Source organism: Zhouia amylolytica AD3, from assembly GCF_000511935.2.
In the GTDB taxonomy this organism is placed as follows: Bacteria; Bacteroidota; Bacteroidia; order Flavobacteriales; family Flavobacteriaceae; genus Zhouia; species Zhouia amylolytica.
The window spans coordinates 347266-374056 of record NZ_AYXY01000001.1 but is presented as its reverse complement, the minus strand read 5'-3'; the positions used below and the strand labels follow the sequence as shown (position 1 = coordinate 374056).

Annotated in this window: 21 protein-coding genes and 2 tRNA genes; 3 read left to right on the top strand and 20 right to left on the bottom strand. The window is 37.0% G+C overall.

Annotated elements, in window-relative coordinates; genetic code table 11:
• Positions 1-211: 211 nt before the first annotated feature.
• Positions 212-805, top strand: coding sequence for a c-type cytochrome (locus tag P278_RS01860; RefSeq protein WP_038261324.1), 594 nt, complete (start codon positions 212-214; stop codon positions 803-805).
• 417 nt (positions 806-1222) lie between these two features.
• Here the strand turns inward: P278_RS01860 and P278_RS01855 are convergent.
• The 5 genes from P278_RS01855 to idi form a co-directional block, all read right to left on the bottom strand.
• Positions 1223-1296: transfer RNA gene (locus P278_RS01855), tRNA-Thr, on the bottom strand.
• A gap of 57 nt (positions 1297-1353) precedes the next feature.
• Positions 1354-1623, bottom strand: coding sequence for a hypothetical protein (locus P278_RS01850; protein WP_038261321.1), 270 nt, complete (start codon positions 1621-1623; stop codon positions 1354-1356).
• A 41-nt stretch (positions 1624-1664) separates the two neighbouring features.
• Complete coding sequence (locus P278_RS01845) at positions 1665-2633, bottom strand: type I phosphomannose isomerase catalytic subunit (RefSeq protein ID WP_038261318.1); 969 nt, start codon at positions 2631-2633, stop codon at positions 1665-1667.
• A 113-nt stretch (positions 2634-2746) separates the two neighbouring features.
• Complete coding sequence (locus tag P278_RS01840; protein WP_038261315.1) at positions 2747-3157, bottom strand: 6-pyruvoyl trahydropterin synthase family protein; 411 nt, start codon at positions 3155-3157, stop codon at positions 2747-2749.
• A complete protein-coding gene (idi, locus tag P278_RS01835) occupies positions 3154-3687 on the bottom strand; it encodes an isopentenyl-diphosphate Delta-isomerase (protein WP_038261311.1) in 534 nt (177 codons plus the stop codon). Before idi ends, P278_RS01840 begins: the two co-directional genes overlap by 4 nt.
• Before the next feature lie 145 nt (positions 3688-3832).
• Here idi and P278_RS01830 point away from each other — a divergent pair, with 145 nt between their 5' ends.
• Positions 3833-5422, top strand: coding sequence for a peptide chain release factor 3 (locus P278_RS01830; protein ID WP_038261308.1), 1590 nt, complete (start codon positions 3833-3835; stop codon positions 5420-5422).
• 138 nt (positions 5423-5560) lie between these two features.
• Here P278_RS01830 and P278_RS01825 read toward each other — a convergent pair whose 3' ends face one another.
• The 4 genes from P278_RS01825 to P278_RS01810 form a co-directional block, all read right to left on the bottom strand.
• The gene (locus tag P278_RS01825) at positions 5561-6583 is read right to left on the bottom strand and encodes a TlpA family protein disulfide reductase (protein ID WP_038261835.1); all 1023 of its coding nucleotides are present in this window, start codon (positions 6581-6583) and stop codon (positions 5561-5563) included.
• Positions 6584-6651: 68 nt separating this feature from the next.
• A complete protein-coding gene (locus P278_RS01820; protein WP_038261305.1) occupies positions 6652-8088 on the bottom strand; it encodes a RagB/SusD family nutrient uptake outer membrane protein in 1437 nt (478 codons plus the stop codon).
• 11 nt (positions 8089-8099) lie between these two features.
• Complete coding sequence (locus P278_RS01815; protein WP_161808330.1) at positions 8100-11576, bottom strand: TonB-dependent receptor; 3477 nt, start codon at positions 11574-11576, stop codon at positions 8100-8102.
• 216 nt (positions 11577-11792) lie between these two features.
• A complete protein-coding gene (locus tag P278_RS01810; protein WP_082436059.1) occupies positions 11793-12941 on the bottom strand; it encodes a FecR family protein in 1149 nt (382 codons plus the stop codon).
• Positions 12942-13139: 198 nt separating this feature from the next.
• Between P278_RS01810 and P278_RS01805 the strand changes: the two genes are divergently transcribed.
• Entirely contained in the window at positions 13140-13757 is a 618-nt protein-coding gene (locus P278_RS01805; protein ID WP_161808329.1) for an RNA polymerase sigma factor, read from the top strand.
• Between the two features lie 71 nt (positions 13758-13828).
• On the opposite strand, the gene P278_RS01800 is transcribed toward P278_RS01805, so the two are convergent.
• From P278_RS01800 to tuf, 11 genes are all read right to left on the bottom strand, one after another.
• Positions 13829-14143 (bottom strand): DUF3467 domain-containing protein, encoded by a 315-nt coding sequence (locus P278_RS01800; RefSeq protein WP_038261299.1) that lies wholly within the window; start codon positions 14141-14143, stop codon positions 13829-13831.
• 65 nt (positions 14144-14208) lie between these two features.
• The gene (rpoC, locus tag P278_RS01795; RefSeq protein WP_038261297.1) at positions 14209-18507 is read right to left on the bottom strand and encodes a DNA-directed RNA polymerase subunit beta'; all 4299 of its coding nucleotides are present in this window, start codon (positions 18505-18507) and stop codon (positions 14209-14211) included.
• A gap of 67 nt (positions 18508-18574) precedes the next feature.
• Complete coding sequence (gene rpoB / locus P278_RS01790; RefSeq protein WP_038261294.1) at positions 18575-22384, bottom strand: DNA-directed RNA polymerase subunit beta; 3810 nt, start codon at positions 22382-22384, stop codon at positions 18575-18577.
• Positions 22385-22510: 126 nt separating this feature from the next.
• Positions 22511-22888, bottom strand: coding sequence for a 50S ribosomal protein L7/L12 (gene rplL / locus P278_RS01785; protein ID WP_038261291.1), 378 nt, complete (start codon positions 22886-22888; stop codon positions 22511-22513).
• 49 nt (positions 22889-22937) lie between these two features.
• Positions 22938-23456, bottom strand: coding sequence for a 50S ribosomal protein L10 (rplJ, locus tag P278_RS01780; RefSeq protein ID WP_038261288.1), 519 nt, complete (start codon positions 23454-23456; stop codon positions 22938-22940).
• A 26-nt stretch (positions 23457-23482) separates the two neighbouring features.
• A complete protein-coding gene (gene rplA / locus P278_RS01775) occupies positions 23483-24172 on the bottom strand; it encodes a 50S ribosomal protein L1 (protein ID WP_038261286.1) in 690 nt (229 codons plus the stop codon).
• Positions 24173-24190: 18 nt separating this feature from the next.
• A complete protein-coding gene (gene rplK / locus P278_RS01770; protein WP_038261283.1) occupies positions 24191-24628 on the bottom strand; it encodes a 50S ribosomal protein L11 in 438 nt (145 codons plus the stop codon).
• Positions 24629-24702: 74 nt separating this feature from the next.
• A complete protein-coding gene (gene nusG / locus P278_RS01765) occupies positions 24703-25254 on the bottom strand; it encodes a transcription termination/antitermination protein NusG (protein WP_038261281.1) in 552 nt (183 codons plus the stop codon).
• Between the two features lie 12 nt (positions 25255-25266).
• A complete protein-coding gene (gene secE, locus P278_RS01760; protein ID WP_038261278.1) occupies positions 25267-25458 on the bottom strand; it encodes a preprotein translocase subunit SecE in 192 nt (63 codons plus the stop codon).
• A gap of 17 nt (positions 25459-25475) precedes the next feature.
• Positions 25476-25546: transfer RNA gene (locus P278_RS01755), tRNA-Trp, on the bottom strand.
• A gap of 56 nt (positions 25547-25602) precedes the next feature.
• Positions 25603-26790 (bottom strand): elongation factor Tu, encoded by a 1188-nt coding sequence (gene tuf, locus P278_RS01750; protein WP_038261277.1) that lies wholly within the window; start codon positions 26788-26790, stop codon positions 25603-25605.
• Between the last annotated feature and the right edge of the window lies 1 nt (position 26791).

Sequence of the window (26791 nt, the reverse complement as noted above, 5' to 3'; positions counted from 1 at the left end):
CCGGATAATATACCCCATCAAAACTTTCAAAAAATCGCAAATAATGACCATTCAACGACTGAGAAAAAAAGACCGCTGAAAAAAAACTAATTTCATTGTCTTTCAGTCAATTGCATACAGCACTGTAACTGAATCCCTGAAAATAAAACCAACGTTACATTCGGCCCCTTTGGTCAGATGAAATTGTAAAAACAACCAAACCATTAAACCAATGAAAACAATTAAATTCTTCATCAGCCTATTTGTCATTAGCTGTACCCTCACGATCCTTTCATGTGCAGACAACCAAAAAAAAGCAAAAGAATACCTCGCTGTCGATGAGGAAAGTACTGAAAAAATAATCGAACGCGGAGCATACCTGGTAAATGCCATGGGATGTAACCATTGTCATTCACCAAAGAAAATGGGACCCAACGGACCCGAAATGATTCCCAAATTAATGCTTTCAGGATTTCCCTCCGATCGCCCCATTGTTAAGTTTAATGATACCCTCATAAAGTCCGGATTTGCAATTTTCTATCCAGATCTGACAGCCACCGCAGGACCATGGGGCGTCTCTTTCGCAGCAAACCTGACTCCCGATGATACCGGAATAGGAACCTGGACCGAAAGTCAATTTAAAAAAGCATTTACCGAAGGAAAACTTAAAGGCTTAGATAATGGAAGAATGCTATTACCTCCTATGCCATGGCAAGACTTTAAACATCTCAAAGATGAAGATATTCATGCTATTTTTAAGTACCTGAAAAGTATCAAACCGGTAAGAAATATTGTGCCACCTGCAGTAACTCCGGATAACATGTAAATGAATAGATTACTGAACTATATAAATACCGGAGCATTCAGTCCATTGTTATTCCGCCCTCCCTGTCATTCCGTACTTGTTGCGGAATCCATCCATACGGTCATTCCGTATTTATTACGGAATCCATTGGAATAGAAATCCAAATCCAACATTTGTCATTCCGTATTCATTACGGAATCCATGCGAAAAGGAATCCAAATCCAACCTTTGTCATTTCCCACTTGTCACGGAATCCATTAGAACAGTACACAAAACCAAGACATTCCGCCCTCCCTGTCATTCCGTATTTATTACGGAATCCATTTAAAGTTTAGCCACTACTATTGATGAGATTTCCACACATTATTAGCGCAAGACTCGCAATGACGTAAAACAAAAAAAAGCTTCTCCGTTTTGGAGAAGCTTTCATTTTACTTGAGCCGATAGAGGGACTCGAACCCACGACCTGCTGATTACAAATCAGCTGCTCTAGCCAGCTGAGCTACATCGGCATTGCGGCTGCAAATATAAACCTGAAATTCATATTTGCAAACGCTTTTTTATTTTTTTTAGCTAAGCTTATTAATTTTTTCAACTAAAGAATTTGCCTTAGCTTCCAACTCTTTGTTAACTGCCTTTAAATGAGCTTTTCTATCCTCAACACTCTTATCATTTATCTTCGTGATAAGTTCATCAAAAGAATCTACCGCTTCGTTGATAATTGCATCCCCCTCCTCAGAGTTTGGTTTATTAGAAGCGATCTCCCAAATGTAAACGGCTTCAATAATATCCCCTAAAACATAATTAATATCCTTTTTTAAATCTCTAATGCTAGCCATAACTGCTTGTTTTTATATTGGTTGCAAAAATACGCTAATTTCTAAATATATACTTCTAAAAGTTTTGCGCTGTTCGCTTTTAAATTTACTTCACTAATTGCTGCAGGAATTAAAACAGTTTCTCCTTTTTTAACGGTTTCCTTGAAATCTCCGATGCTGATTTCAACTTCCCCGTCAACACACATATAAATAGTAAACGAATCTCTGTCTAATTTATGCTCCAACTCTCCGATAACATCCATATAACTCGTAGTAAAATAAGGACAGCTTACCATATTATTAGGAACATTCTTTTCTTTGGTATATGCTACCTTAAAATCATCTTTGGCTCGATAATCAATAGCATCTAAAGCTAATTCAGTGTGCAGCTCTCTTGTATTCCCGTCTTTATCCTTTCGGTTAAAATCATAAACCCTATAGGTTACATCCGAAGTTTGTTGAATTTCTGCCAACAAAATTCCGGCACCAATAGCATGTATCTTACCCGTATTAATAAAGAAAGTATCTCCGGTATCAACCTCCTCGTAGTTCAGAAGATCTAATAGCGTGTTGTTCTCAAGATGCTCGACATACTCCTCCTTTTCAACATCCTTATTAAAACCTACAATTAGTTTAGAACCTGGATCCGCCTGCATAACATGCCACATCTCCGTTTTTCCAAATGAATTATGACGCTTTTGAGCCAATTCATCGTTCGGATGTAATTGAATCGATAGATCCTGTTTCGCATCTATAAACTTAATTAGAATAGGAAACTTAGACCCGAAACGATCGATCACGCTCTGTCCTAACAATTCCTTCCCCATAGTTTCAATAGCATCAGTTAAGGTTTTACCCGCCATAGCACCATTACTGATAACCGAAACATCGCCTTCAACATCACTCAATTCCCAGCTTTCTCCAACTAAATCGCCTTCTGCATCTTTACCTAAAACATCTTTCAACTTAGTACCACCCCAAAGGCGCTCCTTGTATATGGGAGTAAACTTTATTGGATATAAATTATTCATTATAACTAACTATTACTTTATTTAATTTTAAAACTACTTTTTTAACTTAAATCATGGCTTCAGGCCATTTGTATTCCTTTATTTAAATTTCACTACAGGCAATAAAACACATCCTATCCACCACTGTAGGTAACAAAATTTCGAGGAGTTTCATAAAGAACAACCTCCAGGTCTAATTCGCTTTTAATACGATTTCTTAGCTTGTTCCATATTACAACTGCAATATGCTCTGCAGTTGGATTTAATTCAGCAAACTCCGGACAATCTTCATTTAAATTTTTATGATCAAAAGCAGATACAACTTCCTCTTCTATAAGATCTTTAAGATCCTTGATATCCATCACATAACCGGTTTCCTGATCAATAGCGCCGGTTACACTTACAATCAATTCATAATTATGCCCATGATAATTCGGATTGTTACACTTCCCAAAAACACGATCGTTTTTTTCAAAGCTCCAATCTTTACGATACAACCTATGGGCGGCATTAAAATGAGCCTTTCTGCTTACTTTTACTCTCATTTGGAAGTATTTTGCAAAAGATGATTGTAGAATTTATCGAAGATAATTTTAAACCATTCCGTATAGTGACCAGGGTTTAAGGCCATGTCAGACTTAATATCCTCCAATGACATCCACTTCCAGTCAGCAACTTCATCAGAAACAATATTGGGTTCCTCATCGTAATAACCGATCATAACATGATCAAATTCATGCTCTGTCAACCCATTATCAAAAGGGGCCTTGTATATAAATGAAAAGATCTCTTCCAAATGATCGACCGTAAATCCCATCTCCTCCATCAATCGTCTTTTACCTGCCGCTATATTGCTTTCCCCATCACGCTGATGGCTGCAACAAGTATTCGTCCACAAGCCGGGAGAATGATATTTATGCAAAGCCCTTTGCTGCAACATGGTTTCCCCTTTTTTATTCATAATAAAAACGGAAAATGCCCTGTGTAACAAAGCTTTTTCATGAGCTTCGATCTTTTCCATAGAACCTATAGGTTCGTCCTTTTCGTTTACTAAGATTACGTGTTCTTTTTGCATAGCTTAAAGATAGAAAACAAAACTACGAAATAGCTTAATGCTTTCCTAAAAGTGTTTCACGGTAGATTGCAAATATTATTAGCGAATAAGTCTTCCAGAATTAGTAATTTTGCAAACCGATTAAATACCTCACGAAGATTAAGATATGAGTTTGATTAATGAGATTTCAAAAAGAAGAACCTTTGGGATTATCTCTCACCCCGATGCCGGTAAAACGACGCTAACAGAAAAACTGCTACTTTTTGGTGGAGCCATTCAGGAGGCAGGTGCTGTTAAAAGCAATAAAATTAAAAAAGGAGCCACCAGTGACTTCATGGAAATTGAACGTCAACGTGGTATTTCCGTTGCTACCTCAGTTTTAGCATTCAACTATAAGGACAAAAAAATCAATATTCTGGATACGCCGGGTCACAAAGACTTTGCAGAAGATACATTCAGAACACTCACCGCAGTCGATAGCGTTATTGTAGTGATTGATGTAGCGAAAGGTGTTGAGGAACAAACAGAAAAACTTGTTGAAGTTTGTAGAATGCGTAACATTCCGATGATCGTATTCATTAACAAACTGGACCGTGAGGGTAAAGACGCCTTTGATCTGTTGGATGAGGTTGAACAGAAACTCGGTTTAAAGGTTACACCATTAAGTTTCCCTATCGGAATGGGCTTCGATTTTAAGGGAATATACAATATTTGGGAAAAGAATATCAACCTCTTTACAGGAGAGAGCAAAACAAGCATTGAAGATACCATCGCATTCGATGATGTAAACAACCCAGAACTCGAAAAGTTAATTGGAGATCAATCTGCTGAAACCCTGAGAGAAGAACTGGAACTTGTTTATGAAGTATATCCGGAATTTGATGCTCAAGCTTATCAAAAAGGAGAACTTCAACCCGTATTCTTCGGTTCAGCCTTAAATAACTTTGGAGTACGCGAATTATTAGATTGCTTCATTGACATCGCACCGTCTCCAAGACCAAAAAATGCTGAAGAGCGTGAAGTAAAACCAAATGAAGATACCTTTACAGGATTCGTATTTAAAATTCATGCAAACATGGATCCCAAACATAGAGACCGTTTGGCATTTATTAAAATTGTATCAGGTACCTTTGAAAGAAATAAACCGTACCTGCATGTTAGAAATAATAAAAAATTAAAGTTCTCCAGTCCGAATGCATTTTTCGCTGAGAAAAAAGAAATCGTTGATGTGTCCTATGCCGGCGATATTGTAGGCCTGCATGATACCGGAAACTTCAAAATCGGCGATACACTTACCGAAGGTGAACAACTAAACTTTAAAGGAATCCCTAGCTTCTCACCGGAGCACTTTAGATATATTAACAATGCCGACCCAATGAAAGCAAAACAGCTTAATAAAGGGATCGATCAGTTAATGGATGAAGGAGTAGCACAGTTATTTACACTGGAAATGAACGGAAGAAAGGTGATCGGTACGGTAGGAGCACTTCAATATGAAGTTATTCAATACAGACTGGAGCATGAATACGGAGCCAAATGTACCTATGAAAACTTCCCCGTACACAAAGCTTGTTGGGTAGAACCTGAAGATCCAAAGAATGAAGAGTTTGCTGAATTCAAACGAGTAAAGCAAAAATTCCTGGCCAAAGACAAGCACGACCAGCTCGTATTTCTGGCCGATTCTCCATTCTCTATTGAAATGATGAAACAGAAGTATCCAACTGTAAAACTTCATTACGTTTCAGAATATAAATAAGAGGTGCTATACATACCCTCCTCTGTAAATCAACCCATAGAAATACAATTAAAAAAGACATCCCGCCATTACAGCAGGATGTCTTTAGCTAACCCAAACAATAATTAAAATTTAATTTTTAGTTGATTACTATAAGGTCTAAATATTTAAGTCGTTAAATAAAGCTATTAATTCATCATCTGACGGCCTAGGCGCATTGGCGGATACGATGTTACCTTCCGGATCAATTAAAATAAATCGAGGAATACCTCTTATACCATAATTCTTTATAAACTTTAATCCATCTTTCTTGTTATTGGCAAACAATTGTACTCCACTCAATTCTTTATCCTTTACCATAGCTTTCCATTTATCATAATCTTCAACTTTATCAACAGAGATACTTACAAACTCTATATTCTTACCATGATATTTTTTTTCTATTGTTTTTAAGAAAGGGATCTCTTTTTTACAAGGTCCACACCATGTAGCCCAAATATCTAGATAGACATACTTCCCTTTAAAGTCCGCAAGTGAAGTTGTTCCTCCATTAAAATTCTCATAACCAACAAACTTTGGAGAAGGATTTCCTTTAACCAAAACATTCTTCATTAATAGATTGTGTTCATATTTGGAAGCCATGTACTTAATCATTTTTTCAATATCGGCCGTTTGTCCCTCAATAAAGATGGAGTCAACATTTTTAGTATCTAGTAATAGTTCTTTAAAATCCTCGTATACATATATCATTTTCATGTAGAAATCTTCTCGCTCTAAAGCAAAAAGCGTACTATCTTGTCCTACTTTTTCGCTTAATAAAAAACTTTTAGCCAGGTAATTATTCGGTTCAGCACCGACTCCTGAGAACTCAATAGATTCATCGAAGACTTTTGTATCTAATTTAAGTTTTAAGTCGTAACCGTTTTTTAAATATACATTGGTATTTTCTTTACCGTCTAATAAATAATAGACCCCATCTTTAATATTTACTGTATCTGAGAATGTACCATCTGGATTAACTGAAATTCTTTTCTTGAATCCTTTAGAACTAAAAATCTGTAAAGAATCAGAGTTTTGATTACTGATAATCCCTGAAAAAGTCATATAGTTTTTAGGCGATTCTTGCTTACATGAAATAAACGTAAGAAGGACTATAGTAAGTGTATAAATAAAGTTTTTCATTGTTATACTTTTATTTTTCATTGTTTAAGAAATTAACTTGTTTGAATTTTAATAATTTTCAGCTCTGTCTATGGATTTGGGACTAAAAGCTCATTACCTAATAATGCTTCATTTGGAATTGGAAAAATGAGTTTAGATGACGATGTAACAGACGGTTTTATACTAGATATATTAATATCTCCTAGTCTATCATACCTTACTAAATCAAACCACGCCTCGCCTGTTTCATAATAAAGCTCTAACATTTTTTCATTTCTGATATCCTCTAACAAAGTCGCTTTATCGGTTAACGATTTTGGAGCAATGCCGGGCACTCTATTCCTTATGGTATTTAAAGCATCTAAAGCATCGATTAAAGAACCACCACTTCGTCTGGCTTCAGCCTCTGCATAAATTAAATACACTTCAGACATTCTTAATATTTTTATGGCATTACCACTTCCATCACTTGCGTTTACAGCATATGGGTATTTCCGTATTAATCCATTAGGGCTTGATTCATCGAGATAATATCCAAACGAAAATCTTGGATCATATCCAGAAGCATAATCATTGCTTCCATTACCTACAATTCCATCTTGTGCATCTGCCAGAGCGACAAATGAATCTGAAGGCGCTAAATCATTCAAGGAAAACCTATGAGCTTGTGATCCCTCACTCAACATATTTACATAGGAAGCTAATAGTGTTTCCGGTCCCCAACGATCGCTGAAAACATCATTATAGGCAGATTCTAACACATAACCATCTGCATTATTAATAACAGCCATTGCATTAGTGGCCGCTTGATTATAATTTCCCATGTAAAGCTGCACTTTGGCTAAAAATGCCCTGGCAACGGTGGCTGTCACATAAAAATGTTCTCTCCCACTTGGTGCGTGTTCAGATGCAAATTGTAAGTCTGATAAAATAATATTATAGGATTCTGAAACACTATTTCTTGGGTGTGCAGTATCACTTTTTACAGGTTTTGTACTAACTACAATACCTAAATTAGAATCCAAATCGTAAAATTCTCCAAATACTTTTAATAAATTAAAATGTGACAATGCTCTAAAAAAACGAGCTTCTGCCAACAATTCATTTTTTCTTGTTTCACTAACATTGGCATCGCCCTTTCCAACCAACTCTATAAAGTAATTGGACAGATTGATATTATAGTACATGTCGGTGTACAGAGATTTAAGTATGGGCTCATCATTCAACACATTATTGGTACTAAAAGGTATAAAAGAAGTATATCTGTCAGAAATTGGTTTTGCTTCAGTTCCCGCTAAGGTTAATTCCACTACGATTCCACCTCCCGACATACCGCCAATTCCTTTTCCATATGCCGCATTTCTTAAGCCGGAATTATATATTCTATTTAAAACGTTCTGAGCGGTTGATTCGTCTGTTATAACATTCTCTTCCAGCAAAATATTGTTTGACTCTACATCTTCTATACTACAACCACTTAAGGCTAAAAAAGAAAAAACCATTAATATTAATTTTATATTTTTCATTTTCTTTCAAATTAAAAGTTGAAATTAATTCCTAAAGACCACGCTTTAGAGTTTGGATATTGCAAACCACTTAATTGGTTCGGACTCGCACTGCCATTGCCATTCTCAGGATCCATTCCCATAAAATTTGTCCAGGTAAAAAGATTAGAAGCAGACACGAACACTGAAGCTCTTTTAATTAAAAGCATCCTGGCTATTTCTGGTGAGAGATTATAAGTAAGCTGAATATTTCTCAATCGGAGATATGATCCGTTATATACGTTAGCCGTAGAAGTTTTCATATTAACATCAGATGATCCGCGATAGATCAATTGTGGTAATGTTGCTCCGGTATTGGTAGGCGACCATCTATTTTGAACATTATATCTTTGAATCGTATTGATGTTAGGACTTCCATTAAGATATGTACCATCATTTACCCTTATTTCAGAACCATATGAAAAATTAAAATAGGCTGCCAGTTGAAAAGATTTATAACTGATGCTACTATTGAATCCTCCAAAAAAATCTGGTTGAGAACTCCCAATTATTCCATAGCTATCTTCTATCGTTAATTCACCATCTCCATTCACATCCTTGTACCGGTAATCTCCGGGACCAACAGTTCCTATAGTACTATAAATGCCTGTCGGAGAATTTGTGTTTAGATCATCTATCTCATTTTGGGACTGATAAATTCCTTCAACCACATAACCACGAATAAGATTGATTTCTTTACCCACTTCATAAGGTGAGTTTGCGTTTGAGCCAATTGCAGAAGTCAATCTATCTATTTTATTTATGTTCTTTGAAATATTCACACTTGCACTCCAATGCAGGTCTTCAGATTTAAGGATATCTCCACCGAACTCTAGTTCAAATCCTTTATTAGTAAGATCTATAAAATTGCTGGTGAAGTTACTAAGACCTGCTTCAAGAGGAATTGGTGTATTTACTAATGCCCCTGTAGTTTTTCTGTTGTACAAATCTATACTTCCTCTGAATCGGTTTTTAAATACTCTAAAATCTAAACCAACATTGACTTCATTAGTAGTTTCCCAACTAGCATTCTCATTAGCTAACTGATTACCTAATCCTATAGCCGTATTTCCATTATAAAATGCTTCTTCCCGGATTCCGGCAGAAAAGCCTTGAAGAAATACAAAATCGCCCAGGTTAGTGCTCCCTGTTTTTCCAATACTTGCACGAAGACGTAATAAATTTATCGCTTCAGAATCGTCAAGAAATGTTTCTTTACTAATATTCCAACTTGCCGCTAAGGAAGGGAAAAAAGCTTCTTTGTTTCCCGGGGCAAACTTTGAAGACTTATCCATTCGCATGGTGGCTGTCATAAAATATTTGGAATCATAATTATATGACGCACGTGCTAAAAAAGAGTTCAGTCCTGATTCAACAGTAGTAGCATCTATACTTGTTAAATTGGCATTGGAAGGATTTGTCAGCACGTAGTCATCCGGAAAACCGGTTAAATCAGTGTAACTTTTATCTATATTATTTCTCAACCACGAATATCCTATAAGGGCATCTACCTGATGCTTATCAAACCTGTTCGAGTAATTGGCCGTAAAGTCAGTAGTCAGATTAGTGATAAGAGACTTACTATCGAACGCATAAGACTCAGAAGGAGTTAATGTAAATCCATACGCTAGGAGCTCAAATCCAACCAATGAATAGGGTGTGTACTTATAGCTTTTGGTATACATATAGGATCCGTTAACACTGGCTTTAACACTAAAATTATCATCGATATTCGCTTTAAAATAATAGTTACCAATAACATTGTAAGCGTTAGTAGAATTACTGTGAAGTGTTGACAATCCATAAGGGCTAGCTCTTGTTCCTACAAGACCAGGGCCATATACCACCGGAACACGTGAAGGTTTTCCATTCTCATCAAAAACAGGAATATCAGGTCTGGCATGTAAAACAAAATCATAAAAATCATCATATGCCGTCCCTCTAAACCTATTAGAATATCCGAGACTCGTATTTAATCCCATGTCAAAAACCTTACTAAGCTTTGTATCAAATCCAAATCTCAGGCTGTAATTATCAAACGTATCATTCTTAACAATCCCCTCCTGATCAGTATATCCTCCTGAAACATAATAAGATGTTCTTTCACTCCCTCCGGTTATGGAAAGATTGTAATTTTTACTGTAGGCAGGATTTCTGTATACAGCCTTAACCCAATCAGTATCCGCATCGCCAAAGAAAGATTGTTTTAAACCGGCATACGTGTTGTCAGGATTTAAGTTGTACATATCCCTATAGCTATTTAAAATTGTTGGTGGCACTATCCCTTTATTAACTGCTTCAAAAGTATTTGCGAAATAAACATCCAGATAATCTTTAAACTCACCTGTATTTAAATAATCCTGAGTATTTATGGGTGTCGACAATGTTATTGAAGTAGATAAGTTTATCTTAACCACATCATTCTTTTTACCTTTTTTGGTATTCACTATTATAACTCCATTGGCTCCTCTAGATCCATAAATAGCTGTAGCCGCAGCATCTTTCAAAATATCTATCGATTCTATATCATTTGGGTTTATTGACAACAGAGGATTTTGAACTTCTGTATAAACTGTTTTATCCGTATAGATTGTTGTAGGATTTGCTTGTATTGGTACACCGTCAATTACAAACAATGGATTATTGTCACTACCTGAAAATGGCGAAGTAAACCCTCTGATATTAATATCAACACCAGCACCTGGAGCTCCTGAAGTAGATTTTATATTAACACCCTTTGCTAATCCCGACAAAGACCGGTCAAAGCTGGTTACTCCAACGGTATTATCTGCTAACTGTGTACTGTTTATTGTAGATATGGCAGAAGAAATCTCTTCCCGCTTTTTAGACCCATATCCAATAAGAACCACCTCATCCAAAGAGGAGGTTGCTGGTTCCAGTTTAATACTAAATTTTGTTTGATCACCTACAGTTATTTCTACCGTTTTGAAACCGATGTACGAAATTTCAATAATTGAATTTTTATTAGCAACAGTTAAACTAAAATCTCCATCAAAATCCGTTAAAGTCCCATGTATAGTGCCTTTTTCTATAATATTGGCTCCAGATAAGGGTATATCATTTTGATCGACTACATGCCCCCTAATTTTGACATCCTGAGTCTTATCAGAAGGTAACTCATTGTTTCTAAATGCTTTGATATCATCTTTTTTATTTTTCAGTATAATCTGTTTATCCATCAAGGTATAAGTGATATTTGAATTAACAAACAGTCTTTTTAACACTGACGACAATGGTTCTTTTTCCGCATTAATAAAAACGATATCATTATAATCCAATGCGCTGTCATTATACAGAAACTTGAATTCTGTTAAAGACTCTATTTTAGTTAGCACATCTTCAATGCTAACATTCGCCATGTTTAAAGTGATTTTACTTTTTTGCCCAAAAAACTCAGAGGCTTGAAGCTGAAATAAAGAAACTATCAAGAAAAGTATGGTCAGTTTCATTTTTAAATCGAATTTTAGGGAAATTGAATTGTTTCCCCTTAACTTAAACGCTTTTTTCATATTTTTGAATTGTATAAGGTGGTTAAATAATAATTTAGTCACTGTTTATAGTCGGGGAATGTTGGAGCATTTCCCGATTCTTTACCAAAAGAAGAAACATTCTCTGGTAAGTGACTTCACTTAAGTTTTATTCCATAAGCAAATGATTTAAATGTTCTATTGAATTATTATTTTATTATTCTCAATTACGAAATCAATATTATAATTAACTCGAAACGAATTCATTACTTTTTCTATGGTCTCAGTATCAAATCTTGCAGTAAATTTCTCTGAGCCGATTTTTTGATTATTGTTTATAATTTCAACATTATAATGACGCTCTAATTTTTTAATAATAGATTCAAAAGGCATATGTCTGAAAACAAGTTCTCCATGTAGCCATGCCGTATACAACTCTGTATCTGCCTCGTTCAGATTAACCTGATTGGTAGCTCTCTCCCAGATCGCCATTAATCCGGGTTTTAATATTATTGATGATTCATGATTATAAATAGAATCCTTATGATATAAACATATAGAACCTTCTAATAACACCGTTTTAATGTTTAAATCTTCTTCATAAGAAGACATATTAAACTGTGTCCCGAGCACCCTTACATCTACTTGATTAGTATTTACAATAAATGGATGGTTTTTATCTTCCGCAACGTTAAAAAAACCTTCTCCCTGTAGATAAACTTTACGATCTTTCCCTTCAATAAACTTTACAGGATATCTCAAAGTACTACCTGAATTCAGGTTAATAACAGTTCCATCTGACAAAGTCACTTCAAATTTTTTACCATAAGGAACCGTAAGAGTATTGAACAGAAGTGACTCTTGACCCTGATTTGAATTATACATTAATTGATCTTTGTTCTGTACTCCCAGAACATTTCCCTGTTTATCTACAAGATGCTCTTCTATATTTTCATTTAAAATTCTTATCTCGCCATTATCTAACAATAAAGTAACATGCTTCTCATCGACTGTAAGTTTGGATCTATTAGCATAATAAGTATTTATAGAAAAATAGCCTGCAGTAATAACAATTGCAACTAATGCGGCATACCTGTAGAACTTTTGAACTAAAAATTTTCTAGAATATTTCTTAGACTTTATGTTATTCATGGTTGCTTCATAAGCCTTTAACGAATCAAAAACCATGTCTTTCTTCAACGAGTAATTTATACTTAAATAATCTTTAAAAACCTTCTGATTACCTTCTTCATCTAACCAAGCCGACAAGTCTCTTATTTCTGAATAGGATGCTTCATTATTAATAAATTTGGTAATAATAATTTTCATTCTTTTTTTAGTCATCATCCCTTTAGTCTTTAACGAGTGTTATCATTAAGACGGATTCTTTTTTAAAAACCACTATTATATTAAATAATTTTATTTCATTTGTATTGATTTGTAAGCAAATCGATGATTTTGATGAAAAATTCCTGCTTAATAATCGCTTTTTATCATTATATATCAAAAAAATGCATTATTTTACAAAGTAAAACTGAAATTTCATTGAAGGAATACTCATTAAAGCACAAATTGATAACCGATTTTAAAAAAGGTAATGTCGAAGCGTATAAAGAAATTTATTTGACTTATTATCAAGAACTGTGTATTTATGCATGTAGCTACACCAATAATCATTTTGCTGCTGAAGATTTAGTACAAAATGTTTTACTAAAATTTTGGGAAAACAGGACTACTATCAATATTAATATTGCACTTAAGAGTTATTTATACAAGTCTGTACATAACTCATTCATAGACGGGTATCGAAAAGAAAAGAATCATAAAGAAAGTTTAGAGGCCTTAAGATATAAACTCTTGATTGACGCCATTGAAGAAAGAACAGACGTTCAGGATAATCGTTTAGCAATATTAAGAGAAGGTATTGAGGAGCTTCCCCAACGATGTAAGGAAATTTTCGTGATGAGCAAATTTGAGGGTATGTCATATAAACAAATTGCTGAGAACCTGAACATTTCGGTAAACACGGTTGAAAATCAAATTGGGAAGGCCTTTAAAATACTAAGATCTAAATTAAAGACCGGTAGCTATGTAAATCTATTTATTGATTTTTTCGTGACCAAACTTGCCTGGAACAAGACAGCACAAAAAGTACAGACATAAAATAGCTTAAGATTTTGTAATAACATTATAAGGGCAGGGTATAAAAAAGCCTCGCAAATGCGAGGCTTTTTTTATGCTTCTCCAGTCGGACCAAAATTCATTGGAATGGGAGGTTGTTCATATTCCTTGATTTCTCCATGGGCCTTCTCAAACCTGTCAACATTATCCTGCAAAGCCTTTAGAAAGCGCTTGGCATGCTGAGGAGTTAAAACAATTCTACTCTTTACTTTTGCCTTAGGCACCCCAGGCATTACACTAATAAAATCAACAACGAACTCAGAAACTGAGTGGTTGATTATTGCCAAATTCGAATAAGTCCCTTGAGCTGTATTATCATCGAGCTCAATATTAATCTGTCCTTGTTTATTTTTATCTTTTTCGCTCATAATCTAAATATACTATAAAAAACAAAACCCCGGGGCTACCCGGGGTTTTTTTATTGGAATTCAAATTATAAATTCACCTTAGCCTTGCCAGCCATTATCTCATTATATTCCTCCTTAGATCCTACGATAATATTATCGTAATCTCTCATACCTGTACCGGCTGGAATTCTATGACCAACAATTACATTTTCTTTTAATCCTTCTAAAGTATCAACCTTACCATTTACAGCCGCCTCATTCAGAACTTTTGTTGTTTCCTGGAACGATGCTGCAGAAATAAATGACTTCGTTTGAAGTGATGCTCTGGTAATACCTTGTAAGATCGGCGTTGCTACTGCAGGCACCGCATCTCTTGCTACTACCAACTCTTTATCATTTCTTCTTAGAATAGAGTTCTCATCTCTCAACTCACGAGGCGTAATAATTTGTCCTGCACGTAAGTTCTCAGACTCCCCGGCATCCTCTACTACCTTCATACCGAAAATCCGATCGTTCTCTTCGATGAAATCGAATTTGTGAATCAATTCATTTTCTAAGAAGTTAGTATCACCCGGATCGTTAATGATTACTTTACGCATCATCTGACGAACCACAACCTCGAAGTGCTTATCGTTAATTTTTACACCCTGTAAACGATATACTTCCTGTACCTCATTTACTAGGTATTGTTGTACTGCAGAAGGCCCTTTGATTTTAAGGATATCTTCCGGAGTAATAGCACCATCAGAAAGTGGCATACCCGCTCTAACATAATCGTTCTCCTGAACTAAGATCTGGTTAGAAAGCTTAACTAGATACTTCTTAACATCTCCTAATTTAGATTCAACGATAATTTCACGATTACCACGCTTGATTTTACCAAACGACACAACACCGTCAATCTCAGATACAACCGCAGGATTCGAAGGGTTACGCGCTTCGAATAGCTCGGTTACACGTGGAAGACCACCGGTAATATCACCTGCTTTAGATGATTTACGTGGAATCTTAACCAATACCTTACCTTCCTTGATCTTATCTCCATCATCAACCATTAAGTGTGCACCTACTGGTAAGTTGTAAGAACGTAATGTATTACCTTTAGCATCTTTGATCAATAAGGTTGGAATAAGCTTTCTGTTTCTTGATTCAGAAATTACTTTTTCCTGGAAACCTGTCTGCTCATCGATCTCTACCTGGTAAGTTACACCTTGCTCAATATTCTCGTAAGCAATCTTACCTGAGAACTCAGAGATGATCACCGCGTTATACGGATCCCACTGACAGATAGCATCACCCTTAGAAACCTTCTGACCATCTTTAACAAAAATGGTAGAACCGTAAGGAATGTTATTGGTACCTAAAGTAATTCCAGATTTTTCATCGATGAATTTAACTTCAGCAGTACGAGATATTACAATCTCAGAAGCATTTCCTTCAGCATCTTCTCCGGTTACCAATTTAAGATCGTCGATTTCAACTCTACAATCGTATTTAGAAATAACTTTATTCTCTTCTGAAATGTTACCAGCAATACCCCCAACGTGGAACGTACGAAGTGTTAACTGTGTACCCGGTTCTCCAATCGACTGTGCAGCTACTACACCAACAGCCTCACCCCTTTGAACCATCTTACCCGTTGCAAGGTTTCTACCGTAACATTTAGAACAAATACCATGTTTAGCTTCACAAGTTAACGGAGAACGTACTTCTACTTTCTCCACTGGGGAAGCATCTATTTTCTTAACTACAGCTTCAGATATCTCCTCTCCTGCAGCTACTAATAATTCTCCACTTATTGGATCATGAACATCATTTAATGATACACGGCCAAGAATTCGTTCTCCCAGAGATTCAACAATCTCCTCATTCTTCTTCAATGGCTCTACTTCAAGACCTCTTAACGTACCACAATCTTCGATGTTAACAATAACATCTTGCGAAACATCTACTAAACGACGCGTTAAATAACCCGCATCCGCCGTTTTAAGTGCCGTATCCGCAAGACCCTTACGAGCACCGTGCGTTGAGATAAAGTATTCAAGAATTGAAAGACCCTCTTTAAAGTTTGAAAGAATAGGGTTTTCAATAATCTCTCCACCACCGGCAGTCGATTTTTTAGGTTTTGCCATCAAACCACGCATACCGGTTAACTGACGAATCTGCTCTTTTGAACCCCTCGCACCAGAATCTAACATCATAAATACTGAGTTAAACCCTTGTTGATCTTCACGAATTCGTTTCATCGCTAATTCGGTCAACATAGCGTTGGTAGAAGTCCATACGTCAATTACCTGATTATAACGTTCGTTATTGGTAATAAGACCCATGTTATAGTTCATCATAATTCCTTCAACCTGCTCATTGGCATCATCGATCAAAGTCGATTTCTTATCCGGAATAATAATATCACCTAAACTGAATGATAATCCACCACGGAATGCAAAGTTGTATCCCATGTTCTTGATCTTATCAAGGAAATCAGCAGTGGTAGGAACATCGGTAGTTTTAAGTACGTGTCCAATAATGTCACGAAGTGATTTTTTAGTCAATACAGTGTTGATATAACCTGCTTGCTCAGGAACCATTTCGTTAAACAATACTCGACCAACAGTTGTTTCGATAATCTTCGTTACCAACTCACCATTTTCGTCTAAGTCCTTAGTACGTACCTTAACGTAAGCATTCAATGTTACGCGTTGCTCATTATATGCTATATTTACCTCCTCCGGAGAATAAAAAGTCATTCCTTGTCCCTTAACTCCATTTTCAGGGGTGGCCTCTCTACCTTTAGTCATGTAGTAAAGACCCAATACCATATCCTGAGATGGAACCGTAATAGGAGACCCGTTTGCAGGGTTCAATATGTTATGAGACCCTAGCATTAACAATTGCGCTTCTAAAATAGCCTCCGGTCCTAGTGGAACGTGAACAGCCATCTGGTCACCATCAAAGTCGGCGTTAAATGCCGTACATGTCAATGGGTGAAGCTGAATCGCCTTACCTTCGATTAATTTAGGTTGGAACGCCTGGATACCCAAACGGTGAAGGGTTGGAGCACGGTTAAGTAGTACCGGATGTCCTTTAATTACATTATCAAGAATATCCCAAACTACCGGCTCTCTTCTATCTATAATTTTCTTAGCCGATTTAACAGTCTTTACAATCCCTCTTTCTATCAACTTACGGATAACAAAAGGCTTATAAAGCTCTGCCGCCATATCTTTAGGCAGACCACACTCATATAACTTAAGTTCAGGTCCAACAACAATTACCGAACGTGCTGAATAATCCACACGCTTACCTAGTAAGTTCTGACGGAAACGACCTTGCTTACCTTTTAATGAATCAGATAAAGATTTAAGCGGTCGGTTTGATTCAGTTTTAACAGCAGAAGATTTTCTGGTGTTATCAAACAATGAATCAACAGCTTCCTGAAGCATACGCTTTTCATTACGTAAAATCACCTCAGGTGCTTTAATCTCAATTAAACGCTTCAAACGGTTATTTCTAATAATAACACGTCTGTATAAATCGTTCAAATCCGACGTAGCAAAACGACCACCATCCAAAGGAACCAACGGACGTAATTCTGGTGGAATTACAGGAATCACTTTCATGATCATCCATTCAGGCTTGTTCTCTCTGTTCTTCTGTGCATCACGGAAAGCTTCAACAACTTGTAAACGCTTTAAAGCTTCTGTTTTACGTTGCTTTGAAGTCTCTGTATTAGCTTTATGACGAAGCTGATATGATAACTCGTTTAAATCTAATCTGTTTAAAATATCAATTAGACACTCTGCACCCATTTTAGCAATAAACTTATTCGGGTCAGAATCATCTAAATAAAGGTTCTCTTGAGGAAGGGTATCTAAAATGTTTAGATATTCTTCTTCCGTTAAGAAATCCATTTTGTTAAGTTCTTCTCCTTCTGGTCCCTTAGCGATACCCGGCTGAATTACTACATAACGCTCGTAGTAAATAATCATATCGAGTTTCTTAGAAGGAAGTCCCAGAAGATATCCTATTTTGTTAGGCAGCGAACGGAAATACCAAATATGCGCAATTGGCACCACCAAGTTAATGTGTCCTACTCTATCTCTACGTACCTTTTTCTCGGTAACTTCAACACCACATCGGTCACAAACAATACCCTTGTATCGGATTCTTTTATACTTTCCACAAGCACATTCGTAGTCCTTTACAGGTCCAAAAATACGCTCACAGAAAAGACCATCGCGCTCTGGTTTATGAGTACGATAGTTGATGGTTTCTGGCTTTAAAACTTCACCATGCGATTCTGCTAAAATTGACTCTGGAGAAGCCAAACCGATTGAGATCTTGTTAAACCTCTGTACAGTATTCCTATCTTTTGTCTTTGCCATGATATAAATGGTGATAATGTAATTTAATGTAAAAAAATGGTAGTGGGCATATGAAAGCCCACTACGTTTATTCCTCTAATCTGATGTCTAATCCAAGTCCCTTAAGTTCATGCATTAATACATTGAACGATTCAGGTAATCCTGGCTCTGGCATCGCTTCCCCTTTAACAATAGTTTCATACGTCTTAGCTCTACCAATAACATCATCAGATTTTACTGTTAAGATCTCTCGTAAAGTACTTGATGCACCATAAGCTTCAAGTGCCCATACCTCCATCTCTCCAAAACGCTGACCACCAAACTGGGCTTTACCACCAAGCGGCTGTTGCGTAATAAGTGAGTATGGTCCAATAGAACGAGCGTGCATCTTATCATCTACCATGTGACCTAATTTTAACATGTAGATCACCCCTACTGTAGCAGCCTGGTCAAAACGCTGACCCGTACCACCATCGTAAAGGTAAGTATGTCCAAATCTAGGTATACCTGCCTCATCAGTAAATTCATTGATCTCATCCAATGTAGCACCGTCAAAAATAGGCGTAGCAAATTTCTTTCCTAATTTTAATCCGGCCCATCCTAATACGGTTTCATAGATCTGACCAATGTTCATACGAGATGGTACCCCTAGTGGATTCAATACAATATCAACAGGTGTTCCATCTTCAAGGAATGGCATATCTTCTTGTCTAACGATTCTTGCAACAATACCCTTGTTACCGTGACGACCTGCCATCTTATCACCAACTTTAAGCTTACGCTTCTTAGCGATATAAACCTTAGCTAGTTTCATGATTCCGGACGGAAGCTCATCTCCTACAGAGATCGTAAACTTATCTCTTCTTAACGCTCCCTGAAGGTCGTTTAATTTAATCTTATAGTTGTGAAGAAGATCATTAACAAGTTCATTGGTCTTATCATCAGTCGTCCAAACACCACTAACTAAATGTGCAAAATCATCAACACCATTTAACATCTTAAGTGTATACTTCTTACCTTTTGGCAATACTTCTTCACCTAAGTCATTAAATACACCCTGACAGGTCTTACCATTTACCAGCGTGAATAACTTTTCAATAAGTCTGTCTTTTAAGACATCAAACTTAGCTCCATATTCAGCCTCTAATCTTGCTATATCTTCTTTATCCTTTGCTCTCTTGCGCTTGTCTTTAACAGCACGTGAAAACAATTTCTTATCGATAACAACACCGCTTAATGACGGAGACGCTTTTAATGAAGCATCCTTAACATCACCCGCTTTATCACCGAAAATAGCTCTTAATAATTTTTCTTCCGGAGTCGGATCAGACTCTCCTTTTGGAGTAATCTTACCGATTAGAATATCTCCAGGTTTAACTTCAGCACCAACTCTGATCATTCCATTCTCATCAAGGTCTTTGGTAGCCTCTTCAGAAACATTCGGTATATCATTAGTTAATTCTTCAGCACCTAATTTGGTGTCCCGAACCTCTAATGAATACTCATCGATATGAATTGATGTAAAGATATCCTCTCTTACTACTTTTTCAGAAATAACAATCGCATCCTCAAAGTTATATCCTTTCCATGGCATAAAGGCCACCTGTAGGTTTCTTCCAAGTGCTAATTCTCCTTGCTGTGTAGCATATCCTTCACATAAAACCTGGTTCTTAATAACTTTATCACCCTTCTTAACGATAGGCTTTAAGTTAATTGAAGTCCCCTGGTTCGTCTTTCTGAACTTTACAAGATCATAGGTCTTATAATCATCATCAAAACTCACTAATTGTTGATCATCAGTTCTGTCGTATTTGATGGTAATTTTAGTTGCATCAACGTAATCAACCTCACCAGAACCTTCAGCATTAATCAACACTCTTGAATCAGACGCTACCTGACGCTCCAATCCTGTACCAACAATTGGTGATTGAGGACGAAGTAATGGTACTGCCTGACGCATCATGTTTGATCCCATTAAGGCACGGTTCGCATCATCGTGCTCTAAGAATGGAATTAAAGATGCTGATATAGACGCTATTTGGTTCGGCGCTACGTCAGTATAGTCAATTGCTGTTGGCTCAACAACCGGGAAGTCACCTTCCTCACGTGCAATAACACGATCTTTGTCTATAGTTCCGTCATCTTTAAGCGGAATATTCGCCTGAGCAATCTTCTTCTCTTCTTCTTCTTCTGCACTTAAATAAAGGATCTCGCTAAGATCTACCTTACCTTCAGCCACTTTTCTATATGGAGTCTCAATGAATCCCATAGCATTCACCTTAGCAAATACCCCAAGTGATGAAATCAATCCAATATTCGGACCTTCAGGCGTTTCGATTGGACACAAACGACCATAATGCGTATAGTGAACATCTCGAACCTCGAATCCTGCTCTTTCTCTCGAAAGACCCCCTGGTCCTAATGCAGATAATCTACGTTTATGTGTAATCTCCGCTAATGGATTCGTTTGATCCATAAACTGAGATAACTGGTTCGTACCAAAAAACGAGTTTATAACCGAAGAAAGCGTTTTAGCATTAATCAAATCTATCGGTGTAAATACCTCGTTATCACGAACGTTCATACGCTCACGAATAGTACGTGCCATACGCGCCAAACCAACTCCGAATTGTGTAGATAATTGTTCTCCTACAGTACGAACACGACGGTTTGACAAGTGATCGATATCATCAACTTCCGCTTTTGAATTGATAAGCTCAATTAAATACTTAACGATCGTAATGATATCTTCTTTAGTTAACACCTGCTTATCCATAGAGATATCAAGTCCTAACTTCTTATTCATTCTGTAACGACCTACACCACCTAAGTTATAACGCTGATCTGAAAAGAATAACTTGTCGATGATACCTCGGGCAGTTTCCTCATCAGGTGGTTCAGCATTACGTAGCTGACGGTAAATGTGTTCTACCGCCTCTTTTTCAGAGTTGGTAGGGTCTTTTTGTAATGTATTGTGAATGATCCCATAATCCGACGTTAAACTTTCTTCTTTATGTAAAAGAATAGTCTTAACATTCGCTTCAAGTATGAGCTCAATATGATCTTTTTCAAGAACAGTATCCCTGTCCAAAACGATTTCGTTACGTTCAATTGAAACTACTTCTCCCGTATCCTCATCAACGAAATCTTCATGCCATGTATTTAAAACACGAGCAGCTAACTTTCTTCCTAAATATTTTTTAAGCCCTGTTTTTGAAACCTTAATTTCTTCAGCTAGATCGAATATCTCTAAAATATCCTTATCCCTTTCAAATCCGATTGCTCTGAATAAAGTGGTAACAGGAAGCTTTTTCTTTCTGTCGATATAAGCGTACATAACGCTGTTAATATCGGTAGCAAACTCTATCCAAGAACCTTTAAATGGTATTACCCTTGCAGAATATAACTTGGTTCCGTTTGCGTGAAATGATTGCCCAAAGAATACCCCTGGAGAACGGTGTAATTGAGATACCACAACTCTTTCAGCTCCATTGATAACAAAAGTACCACTAGGAGTCATGTAAGGGATGGTCCCCAAATATACATCTTGAACTATAGTTTCAAAATCTTCGTGCTCCGGATCTGTACAGTACAGTTTCAAACGTGCTTTTAATGGCACACTGTATGTAAGACCTCTCTCAATACATTCCTGGATACTATAGCGAGGAGGATCAATAAAATAATCCAAAAATTCAAGTACAAATTGATTGCGGGTATCAGTTATGGGAAAGTTCTCCATGAAGGTGTTATACAATCCTTCATTGGTTCTCGCTTCCGATTTAGTCTCAAGTTGAAAGAAATCTTGAAACGATTTAATCTGAATGTCTAAGAAATCCGGGTATTCCGGAGTATTCTTAGCAGAAGCGAAATTAATTCTATCAGTCTGATTTGTGAACATCAATGGACAAAATTTTGATTAAAGTACCTTAGTGTAATATACGCATATATTTATATACGCAAAAGGGTTTAGGTCTTGAGGACATTTCTCCTAAGACCTAAACCGTAAGTTTTTAGCCTGGTATGCTTACTTAAGCTCTACTTCAGCTCCGGCTTCTTCTAAAGACTTCTTAAGACCTTCAGCCTCATCTTTAGCTACACCTTCTTTGATAGCTTTTGGAGCGCCATCTACCATCTCTTTAGCGTCTTTAAGACCTAAACCAGTTAATTCTTTAACTAGTTTAACAACTGCTAACTTAGAAGCACCTGCTGACTTAAGAATTACGTCAAATTCAGACTTCTCCTCAGCAGCACCAGCATCTCCACCAGCAGCACCACCAGCTACAGCTACAGCAGCAGCAGCAGGCTCTATACCGTATTCCTCTTTTAAGATATCAGCTAACTCGTTTACTTCTTTAACTGTTAAGTTAACCAATTTTTCTGCAAAATCCTTTAAATCTGCCATTTTTCTATCGTTTTAAAATTTTAAAATATAAATATTATTAAGTGCGTACTTATTCTTTTTCTGATAAAGTCTTAAGGATACCAGCCAATTTACCACCACCTGATTTAAGACCGCTAATAACGTTCTTAGCAGGCGACTGAAGTAATCCAATGATATCTCCAATAACTTCTTCCTTAGACTTGATGCTAACCAAGGCATCTAATTGGTCATCCCCTACATAAACTGCCTCTTCAATAAAAGCACCTTTCAATAAAGGCTTCTCAGATTTCTTTCTAAACTCTTTGATAAGCTTAGCTGGTCCATTACCAGTTTCAGAAAACATTAAAGAAGTATTCCCTTTTAATACAGAAGGAAGATCTCCGAAATCTTTATCAGAAGCTTCCATTGCTTTAGTAAGCAATGTGTTCTTTACAACTGCAAGCGTAATATTCGCTTTAAAACAAGCTCTTCTTAAATTAGAAGTAGTTTGTGCATCTAAACCTGAAATATCTGCTAGGTAGATGTTTGCGTTATCAGCTAACTGTGCAGTTAAATCTTCTATTACTGTTAATTTTTCTTCTCTTGTCATGCTTGAAAAAAATTTCTAACTACCAATTAAACTGCTTTCGGATCTACCGGTACACTAGGACTCATAGTACTAGAGATATAAATACTCTTGATATAAGTTCCCTTAGCTGCAGTTGGCTTCAATTTGATTAATGTTGAAATTAATTCGTTCGCGTTACCTGCAATTTGCTCTGGTGAAAAAGAAGCTTTTCCAATAGCTGCATGAACGATACCAGTCTTATCAACTTTAAAATCGATCTTACCAGCCTTAACTTCTTTAACCGCTTTAGCTACATCCATAGTAACGGTTCCTGTTTTTGGGTTAGGCATTAAACCACGAGGACCTAAAATACGACCTAGTGGACCTAATTTACCCATTACGCTTGGCATAGTGATAATTACATCAACATCTGTCCAACCGTCTTTTATCTTTTGTAGATACTCATCTAAACCTACATAATCTGCTCCCGCTGCTTTAGCTTCCTCCTCTTTGTCCGGAGTTACTAACGCAAGTACCTTAACATCTTTACCTGTTCCGTGTGGAAGTGTTACAACACCCCTAACCATTTGGTTAGCTTTACGTGGATCTACACCTAAACGAACAGCTAAATCTACAGATGCGTCGAACTTAACATTAGTGATTTCCTTAACTAAAGCTGAAGCCTCTTCCACAGAGTATAATTTACTTCTGTCTACTTTTGCTAAAGCTTCTTTTTGCTTTTTTGTCAATTTTGCCATTTCTAGATTCTTTTAAGATTAAAAAGGCTTATCACCTGTTACCGTTATACCCATAGATCTTGCAGTACCTGCAACCATGCTCATAGCAGACTCTACAGTAAACGCATTTAAATCTTGCATTTTGTCCTCTGCAATAGTCTTCACCTGATCCCAAGTGATCTTTGCTACCTTTTTACGGTTAGGCTCTCCTGAACCACTTTTAATCTTAGCCGCTTCCAAAAGCTGAACTGCCGCTGGCGGTGTCTTTACGACAAAGTCAAATGACTTGTCACTATAAACCGTGATAACAACAGGTAAAACTTTACCCTGTTTGTCCTGCGTACGAGCATTAAACTGCTTACAGAACTCCATGATGTTAACTCCGGCAGCACCTAAAGCGGGTCCAACCGGCGGCGATGGGTTCGCTGCACCTCCCCTAACTTGTAGCTTAACTACTTTACTTACTTCTTTTGCCATTGTTATAGTTCAATTTAAAACAATTACGTTCGCCTAATTATGGAAGCTAGGCGAATCTATATATGCGTAACAAATTAAATTTTCTCCACTTGCATATAACTCAATTCCAATGGTGTCTTTCTTCCAAAAATCTTAACCATTACCTCAAGTTTACGCTTCTCTTCATTTACCTTTTCTACAGTACCATTAAACCCATTGAAAGGACCATCAATAACTTTAACAGTCTCCCCAACAGTATACGGTATTGCTACATTATCAGTTTTTACAGAAAGCTCATCAACCTTTCCTAACATTCTGTTCACCTCAGATTTTCTCAAAGGCACAGGATCTCCTCCCTTTACCTCACCAAGAAAACCGATCACTCCTGTAATAGACTTAATAACGTGAACCACCTCACCACCCAGGTTGGCTTTCACCATTACATACCCCGGAAAGTAAACGCGTTCTTTATTTGTTTTTTTGCCATTTCGGATCTGAACCACCTTCTCGGTAGGAACCAATACCTCTTCTACGTAATCCTCAAAACCAAGACGAGAAACCTCATTTTCAATATAAGATTTCACCTTGTTCTCCTGACCACTAACAGCCCTAACTACATACCATTGTTTCTTCAAGCCCTCTGCCATCTTCTTTCTGGTTTAACCAATTAAATCAAAATACAGACCAATCAACTTGGTAAATACCGTATCAACACCCCAAGTCGCTAAAGAAAACAAAATAGAAAAAACAGCAACCGTTACCATTAATTTCTGAGCATCAGCCCAGGTTGGCCAGGTCACATTGTTTTTCAACTCATCAAAAGATTCCTTTATGTAGTTTATTACTGTCATAGCTTAAGTCTTTCTAGCACGGGTGGAGAGATTCGAACTCCCATCAACGGTTTTGGAGACCGCTATTCTGCCATTGAACTACACCCGTATTCAAGTTTTAAGGCATCCGCATGCAGACACCTTAAAACTATATATATTGTGAAATTAGTCTAAAATTTCAGTTACCTGACCAGCACCTACAGTTCTACCACCTTCACGGATAGCGAAACGTAAACCTACGTTACAAGCTACCGGGCTTAATAGTTCAACTGTAATAGTCAAGTTATCACCTGGCATAACCATCTCAACTCCGTCAGGAAGTGAAATTGTACCAGTAACGTCAGTTGTTCTTAAATAGAACTGCGGACGATAGTTGTTGTGGAATGGAGTGTGACGACCACCTTCTTCTTTCTTAAGAACGTAAACCTCAGCTTTGAATTTAGAGTGAGGAGTTACAGAACCTGGCTTACAGATAACCATACCTCTTTTGATATCAGTCTTCTCAATACCTCTTAATAAGATACCTACGTTATCACCAGCTTGTCCTTCATCAAGAATCTTACGGAACATCTCAACACCTGTAATAGTCGATGTAAGCTTCTCAGCTCCCATACCGATAATATCTACTGCATCACCAGTGTGAGCAATACCAGTTTCGATACGTCCAGTTGCAACAGTACCACGACCAGTAATTGTAAATACATCTTCAATAGGCATTAAGAAATCCTTATCAACGTCACGCTGAGGAAGTTCAATCCAGTTATCAACAGCTTCCATAAGCTCCAATACTGTATCAACCCACTTTTGCTCACCGTTAAGTGCACCTAAAGCAGAACCTGCAACTACAGGACCATTGTCACCATCATACTCGTAGAAAGAAAGCAATTCTCTTACTTCCATCTCAACAAGCTCTAAAAGCTCCTCATCATCAACCATATCAACTTTGTTCAAGAATACAACGATTCTTGGAACACCTACCTGACGACCTAATAGGATGTGCTCACGAGTTTGTGGCATTGGACCATCTGTAGCAGCTACTACCAAGATAGCACCGTCCATTTGCGCAGCACCAGTTACCATGTTCTTAACGTAATCGGCGTGACCTGGACAGTCAACGTGTGCATAGTGACGATTCGCTGTTTGATATTCTACGTGTGAAGTATTAATTGTAATACCTCTTTCTTTTTCTTCCGGTGCGTTATCGATAGAATCGAATGAACGAGCATCTGAAAAACCAGCATCTGCCAATACCTTAGTAATTGCAGCAGTTAGGGTAGTCTTACCGTGATCTACGTGTCCAATAGTACCAATATTTAAGTGCGGTTTGGAACGATCAAAAGTTTCCTTTGCCATG